At 50.7% G+C, this 6,564-nt stretch carries 6 protein-coding genes; 1 reads left to right on the top strand and 5 read right to left on the bottom strand.

Annotated features, from left to right (window positions below):
* Nucleotides 1–387: 387 nt before the first annotated feature.
* From H6F90_RS10915 to H6F90_RS10895, 5 genes are read right to left on the bottom strand one after another with little or no spacing between them, the layout of a single operon-like run.
* A complete protein-coding gene (locus H6F90_RS10915; protein ID WP_199295856.1) occupies nt 388–1,209 on the bottom strand; it encodes an ABC transporter ATP-binding protein in 822 nt (273 codons plus the stop codon).
* A gap of 10 nt (nt 1,210–1,219) precedes the next feature.
* Nucleotides 1,220–2,275, bottom strand: coding sequence for an iron ABC transporter permease (locus H6F90_RS10910; protein WP_199295855.1), 1,056 nt, complete (start codon nt 2,273–2,275; stop codon nt 1,220–1,222).
* A gap of 10 nt (nt 2,276–2,285) precedes the next feature.
* Nucleotides 2,286–3,326 carry an iron ABC transporter permease gene (locus H6F90_RS10905; protein WP_190552504.1) on the bottom strand — a complete coding sequence of 347 codons (1,041 nt, stop codon included), beginning with the start codon at nt 3,324–3,326 and terminating at the stop codon, nt 2,286–2,288.
* Nucleotides 3,327–3,342: 16 nt separating this feature from the next.
* Complete coding sequence (locus H6F90_RS10900; RefSeq protein WP_190552503.1) at nt 3,343–3,744, bottom strand: biopolymer transporter ExbD; 402 nt, start codon at nt 3,742–3,744, stop codon at nt 3,343–3,345.
* Between the two features lie 6 nt (nt 3,745–3,750).
* Nucleotides 3,751–4,401 carry a MotA/TolQ/ExbB proton channel family protein gene (locus H6F90_RS10895; protein ID WP_190552502.1) on the bottom strand — a complete coding sequence of 217 codons (651 nt, stop codon included), beginning with the start codon at nt 4,399–4,401 and terminating at the stop codon, nt 3,751–3,753.
* Between the two features lie 355 nt (nt 4,402–4,756).
* On the opposite strand from H6F90_RS10895, the gene H6F90_RS30610 reads away from it, so the two are divergent.
* Complete coding sequence (locus H6F90_RS30610; protein ID WP_304941003.1) at nt 4,757–6,427, top strand: hypothetical protein; 1,671 nt, start codon at nt 4,757–4,759, stop codon at nt 6,425–6,427.
* The last annotated feature ends 137 nt before the right edge of the window (nt 6,428–6,564 follow it).

Here is a 6,564-nt window from a genome sequence, read left to right as displayed (position 1 = left end):
GTTTGCTGGCACTGCGGACAGAAATATCGTTGGTTACCGTTAGGAGCTTTGCCATGCTTATGGATGCGGGGGTAAGCACAGAGGCTGCATTCCAAAGATCATGCTTGAGGGTAGGTGCCTTTCTACTTTACCGAACCCACCACATTTTGATGCACGACCCCCAAAAAGCACGAAACGCGGCATATTGGGTAGAGTTGGAAACGATGGCGATCGCTACAATATCGAGGAGTAGATGTTCCTTACGGTGCTAGACGCGCGGTCCCCTAGCTTAGCGAAGTGGATTAGCAGATTTTGGGAAGGTTAATCTGGCACGAGGAGTTGAACTCATCACAACTCTTTGACAGCCTGAACCAAGATTTAGATGTAGTTGCCCTGGGATTTTACTGGCTAGGGCTGCTGTCCTACATAGTCTCGTTTCATAGGCATTTTTTGGCTAATCGGGATACACATAGGGGTGCCTGCGACGGGATCGCGGACAATGCTGCTCTTTAGCCCAAACACCTCTTCTACCATCGCTTCAGTCATGATTTCTGGCGGCACACCCTGAGCATAGATATTTCCTTGCCGCATCACCACTAAATAATCCGCATAGCGACAAGCTTGGTTTAAATCATGCAGCACCATGACGATCGTGCGGCCTTGGGTTTGGTTCAATTCATACAGCAAATCTAGAACTTCGATTTGATGCGCTAGATCTAGAAATGTAGTGGGTTCGTCCAGTAATAGAATGTCTGTGTTTTGGGCTAAAGCCATTGCAATCCAGGCCCGCTGGCGCTGTCCTCCCGACAGGCTATCTAGAGGGCGATCGCTCAGCTCGGTCATCCCTGTAATCACTAGCGCCTGCTCGGTCAAATGTTCGTCTTCTTTTGACCATTGTTGCAACCAGCTTTGATGAGGATAGCGGCCTTGGGCGACTAATTCGCGCACTGTTAAACCTTCGGGAGCCGACGGATTTTGCGGCAACATGCCCAAGCGCTTTGCTACTTCTTTGGTGGAGAGTTTGGCGATCGCTGCGTTATCGAGATACACCACACCACTCTGAGGCTTGATTAATCGGGCGAGTCCTTTGAGCAATGTAGATTTGCCACAGCCGTTAGGCCCGACTAAAACGGTGATTTGATGGGCTGGAATATCTATATGTAAGTCTCGAATGATAGTTGCGCGATCGTATGCCAGGGTAAGTTTGCGAGCGGTGAGTGCTGATTCCATTGAGGTGCTGTTATGCATTCCGGTTTCGATAGAGCAGGTAGAGAAAATAGGGCGCACCCACTACGGCAGTAATCACTCCACAGGGCAGTTCGATGGGGGCAAAGAGCGACCGGCCTAAAAAGTCAGCGAGAGCTACCATCAATCCACCCACTAAAGCTGCGGTTGGTAGCAGTCCTTCATGGGCAGGACCAACTAACTGACGCGCTAAGTGGGGTGACATTAGACCTACAAACCTGATTGTACCTGCCGTTGCCACACTTGCTCCTGACAGAGCCACACAAGTGATCAGCAATAGGCCACGCCGCCACTCTATTGAGACCCCTAAACTCCGGGCAATTTCATCTCCTAAATTGAGCGTGTTTAAATCACGAGCGTAAAACAAAGAGAGTGGTATAAACACACCCAACCAAGGCAGTAACGCTCGCACCTGCTCCCAAGTTCGTCCATACACGCTGCCAGCTAGCCAAACTAGGGCTTGGCTGACATCCTCAATCTTGCCAAAGGTAATCAGCAGACTGGTACAAGCAGAGGCGATCGCTCCTACGCCCACACCCACTAGCAACAGCCGAATCGGTGCACTGCCACGCTCCCAGGCCAATCCATACACCAATAACGCTGCAATTAAGGCTCCTGTAAAGGCGGCAATCGGTAAAAAGAGAAGGGGCAAGGCAGGAAACAGCACAATCAGAGCCACTGCCGCCAAACCCGCCCCTGCTTCTATACCGACAATTTCCGGAGCTGCCAAGGGATTACGAGTGATTCCTTGCAAGATAGTGCCAGCGATCGCTAACCCAGTGCCTACCAAAAACGCTACGATGACGCGGGGCAAGCGTAAGGTGTTGATCACAAAACCATCATCAGGATTGATAGTTGGCAATCCTAAAATACTTTTAATAACATCTAGGGGAGCAATGGGATATTCGCCATAGCTGACGCTCCAGACCATGACCAACAACGTCGCAACTGCAAGCCCCAAGAGCACCAACGGCACTCGACGGTTGATCTTAAAAGAGAGCGGCCAAAAGGAGGAACGAATGACTAGCCAAGGCAGTTCTATGAGTTTCATTGCATTCCTCTCACCGTTTGACTTGCGATCGCGCCAAGTAGATAAAAAACGGAGCCCCGACCAAAGCGGTCATAATGCCAACGGGTAGCTCTTGGGGTTTGATGACTAAGCGGGCCGCGAGATCAGCGAGAGATAGTAAAATCGCCCCCCACACAGCCGCATGAGGCAGCAACCAACGATAATCGACTCCGACCCAAAAGCGCACCATGTGAGGCACTACCAAACCGATGAAACCAATCGGGCCTGCCAATGCCACAGCGCTACCCGCAAGCAGCACTACCACTATCGCCGCGATCGCCTTGATCCATCCGGTTTGCAGCCCTAGTCCTTTCGCCACATCTTCGCCCAATGTCAGAGCTGTTATCTGTTTGCCCATACTAAAGGCCAAGATGAAGCCAATCAGGAGGTAAGGGAGAATCTGTAAGAGGACGTTGAGATCGCGTCCGGCGACTGAACCTGCTAGCCAAAACCGTACTTCATCTAAGGTGCGCTGGCTGAGAATTAAAGTTCCGGTGGTGAGCGCAGATATCAGATAGCTCAAAACAGCTCCCGCCAAAATCAGTTTGAGGGGAGTGATGCCACTGCGTCCGACAGAACCTAAGAGATAGACACTAATCGCCGCGATCGCTCCTCCAGCAAAAGCCACCCAAGCCTGCACCTGCACGGAGACAGTTCCCAAGAAAAACGTCGATAGCACCACGGCTAAAGCCGCCCCAGCACTAATGCCCAAAATGCCAGGATCGGCTAGAGGGTTGCGAGTTAAGCCTTGCATGAGAGCGCCTGCCACAGCCAACGCAGCTCCGACCAGCAGCGCCACCAAGGCTCTCGGCAAGCGTACGTTCGTGATAATTAAATGATTGGTGGAACCATCAAAAGCCGTTAAGGCTTGCCACACAGTGCTGGGATCAACATCGGCTGCGCCCCAGGTAATGCTGGCGATGAAACAGCCAATTAACAGAATAATTCCCACAACCAGACCGACAAGCTGGAACTTATGGGGTCGATGCTTGCCCCTAGCCGAGGAGCTGCCATCCTCTCCCCATGTCCTCATCTCCTTTTTCACCATGTTAAGGACGACGAGTTGCAATTCCTAGCTTCACACCCTGAACGGTTCTTAACTGATCCATGACAGTAATCACCTGACCATGTGGAACCCTTTCATCAGCATTAACCACCACTAACGCTTCTGAGTTGTTCGCCATCGCCGCTTTCACTTTTACTGGCAGCTCTTGAACCGTAATCGGTTGGCGATTTAGAAATACGTTTCCTTTCTCATCAACCGTGACTGCCATCTTGCTTTGCTGCTGTGATTGAGCAGTCTGTGCCTTAGGTAGGTTCACAGGTAGACCCTCAGAGCGAGTCAAAAACAAAGATGACATGATGAAGAATGTCAAAATTGCAAAGATGACATCAATCATCGGGACAATATTAATTTGGGGAATGTCATCCGCCTCTTCAGGAATGTTCATAACCGCCTACTGCAATACTTTTGAGACTGAACTGAAACCTTCGTAACGACCCAAATGCAGAACCTCAAGTTGGCTGCAATATTCTTGAATGGCTGCAATTTGCCGCTTATAAAAGCCTCGAAAAATACTGGCAAAGAAGAGAGTGAACAGCGCTACGATTAAGCCCGCCGCCGTTGAGACTAGCGCTTCGCTGATACCTGATGTTACTTGTACAGCAGTTTCACTACCAGCACTTCCCAAATTGAGCGAGGCAAATGAGCGAATCAGACCTAGAACGGTTCCCAACAACCCCAACAAAGGAGCAATTGCAATCACCATGTCAAAGAGTGAGTTAAACCGTCTGAGCGTTGGTAGCTCTGCTTGGGTGGCTCCTTCCATCGTCAGACGAAAGGCGTGAGGCGGAAAATGATCGACTTCCACAGCTTCTAGAAAAATGCGAGCGATTGGTAGGTCAGCGTTTTGTTTGAGCTTAAGCAATGCAGCATCACCGTCATGTTGGTAAATGCGTAGTACATCACGAATCACCCGCTTTTGCCGCCGCTTCACTCGGTACCAAAAGACCAAACGTTCGATGATCAGGGCAGTCGCCACAATCGAGAACCCCACCAAGGGGACCATGACGATGCCACCAGCAATAAATAATTCAACAATTAGCATTTCTAGCTCACGCGGAAATAGAGCTGACCTTTCGAGCCAGCGAAGTTATTTGAGAGGACGATGATAAAAGAGACTCACTATTGACATCTCTTCTCAAAAGAGATTAGGTCTTGTGGTAGTTAATGTCAAGCATTCGCATTTACTAAGAAGTGATAATTTTAGAACTAATAAAATCCCCGAACTCCTTGTACCTCAATGTTTCAGCATTCAGGAACCCCTAGGAGTTTGGCGATCGCAGATTTAAACAAAATCTCTGGTTAATCCCCTTTAATGGATTGACAGCACAGCAGTTGAATTTTAGGATGAGCAAGTCAGCTAGAAATATTTGCAATAAGTTTTCTCATCAATACAGCAAATGACATTCTCAGACACCGTCCTGCAAAAACGCGAACAGCAAGAAAAGACCCTCAAGCGATTTATTACCTACAGCCTTGTGGGATCATTTGCCTTGCATGGCGTGGGGCTGTGCCTGAAGGTCAATGATATCTGGAAGATGGAGCAAGCTAAGGCAGAACAAGAAGAAGTTCTTGTGGTCTCAACGGACATTTCAGAAGAAGAGTTATCCGAGTTGATCCCTGAACCACTTGAATCTGCATCCGGTGGTGATGGAGAAGCGAGTGGCGGTAGTGGTGGCGGCGGTGGCGGTGAAGAGGCGGGTGGAGCCACGCTGATGGCAGCTGCTTCAGTGCCTTTCGCTCCTGCTCCTGCCCCTTCTACGGAAGTAGCCCCTCCTGCGCAACCGGAGGCTGTTGCGGAGGAAGAACCTACCCCTGAACCAACTCCAGAACCTACTCCTGTACCAGTTGCTGAGGACGTAGAAGCCCCAACTCCCGAAACACCCATTGCGGAAGAGACCCCTGAAGAACCCGCTGCCACACAGCCAACCCCAGCACCGCTGAGCGAGCCGAAAGCAGAAGTGGCTCAACCCACTCCAGCACCTAATTTGAATAATTTGCTGAGCGAACTAAGGCGGGCTCGTGAGCAGGCTAGCCAAACAGCGGCAAATCGCACGAATGCCAGCTCAACTTCAGGAACTACAACAGGTGGAGTGCCCGGAGCTGCTTCTGGACAAGGCAGCGGTACGACCACGGCGACTGGATCAGGTAGACCTGGCTTTGGGATTGGTCCTGGCTTTGGTCCTGGTACAGGTTCAGGATTTGGCCCTGGCTCTGGTACAGGCTCTGGCTCTGGTACAGGTTCAGGGATTGGTCCTGGAACAGGTTCAGGCGTAGGTCCTGGTTCTGGAACAGGTTCAGGCGCAGGTACAGAACCAGGAGGTAAAAAAACTACTCCTGCAGAGAAGCCGCCGAAGCAAGGGAGTCAATCCCGTGAGATTACCTGTCGCGGCTGTGATGGTTTCAAGCGCCCGAAGGAAGCAAATGGCACTGAAGTTAGCCCTGAATTGAAGGCTACATTTGGGGAGGATGGGAAACCAATAATTACCCTCTCCAAAACAAGTGGTAATCCAGCGGTGGATGAAGAGACTTTACGGCAAGCTCGTGAGAAGTTAGAGCGAGAGAGAGCCTGGAAAGGAGCCAAACCTGGTGATAGTATCAAGATAATCGTCGATTTTGATGATTCAAAGGCTTCAGATGGCGATCGCCCACAAGAGCGCCGCAGCGTTACTGTTTCTGAGCCTGTTCCCGAACCTACTGCGTCTGAGATTCCTGAAGTTCCCACCACATCTGCTTCAGAGCAACCCGCCAGCTCAGAACCAACGACAACAGACGTTCCACCAACAACTCCTGAACCGAGCCCCTCTGCTGCACCTACAGAGCCAACCGATAGCTCAGAGACTCCTGAGGAACCAATAGAACCCGCTTCAGCCCCCGAACCAGAGCCTATCCCAGAGCCCGAACCGATTCCTGAACCCGACCCTATCCCAGAGCCTGAACCCATACCCGAACCAGAGCCTGTCTTTGAAACCGAACCGATTCCTGAAGCAGAGCCCATACCCGAAGCGGAACCCATACCCGAAGCAGAACCCATTCCTGAAGCAGAACCTATCCCTGAATCTGAAGGATAACAGCTAGGCGATCGCTGCTTCTAACCTGATCAATTGACCCATGTCTAGTAGCTTTATGAGATGGTTGCTAGACATGGGTTAATGCTGTAGCAAACGCTGCGGAGGATGAAGAACCGCAAGACGTTTATAGCTTTTGA

The organism is Trichocoleus sp. FACHB-591, assembly GCF_014695845.1.
Classification (GTDB): domain Bacteria; phylum Cyanobacteriota; class Cyanobacteriia; order FACHB-46; family FACHB-46; genus Trichocoleus.
This window is presented reverse-complemented; position numbering and strand designations above follow the sequence as displayed.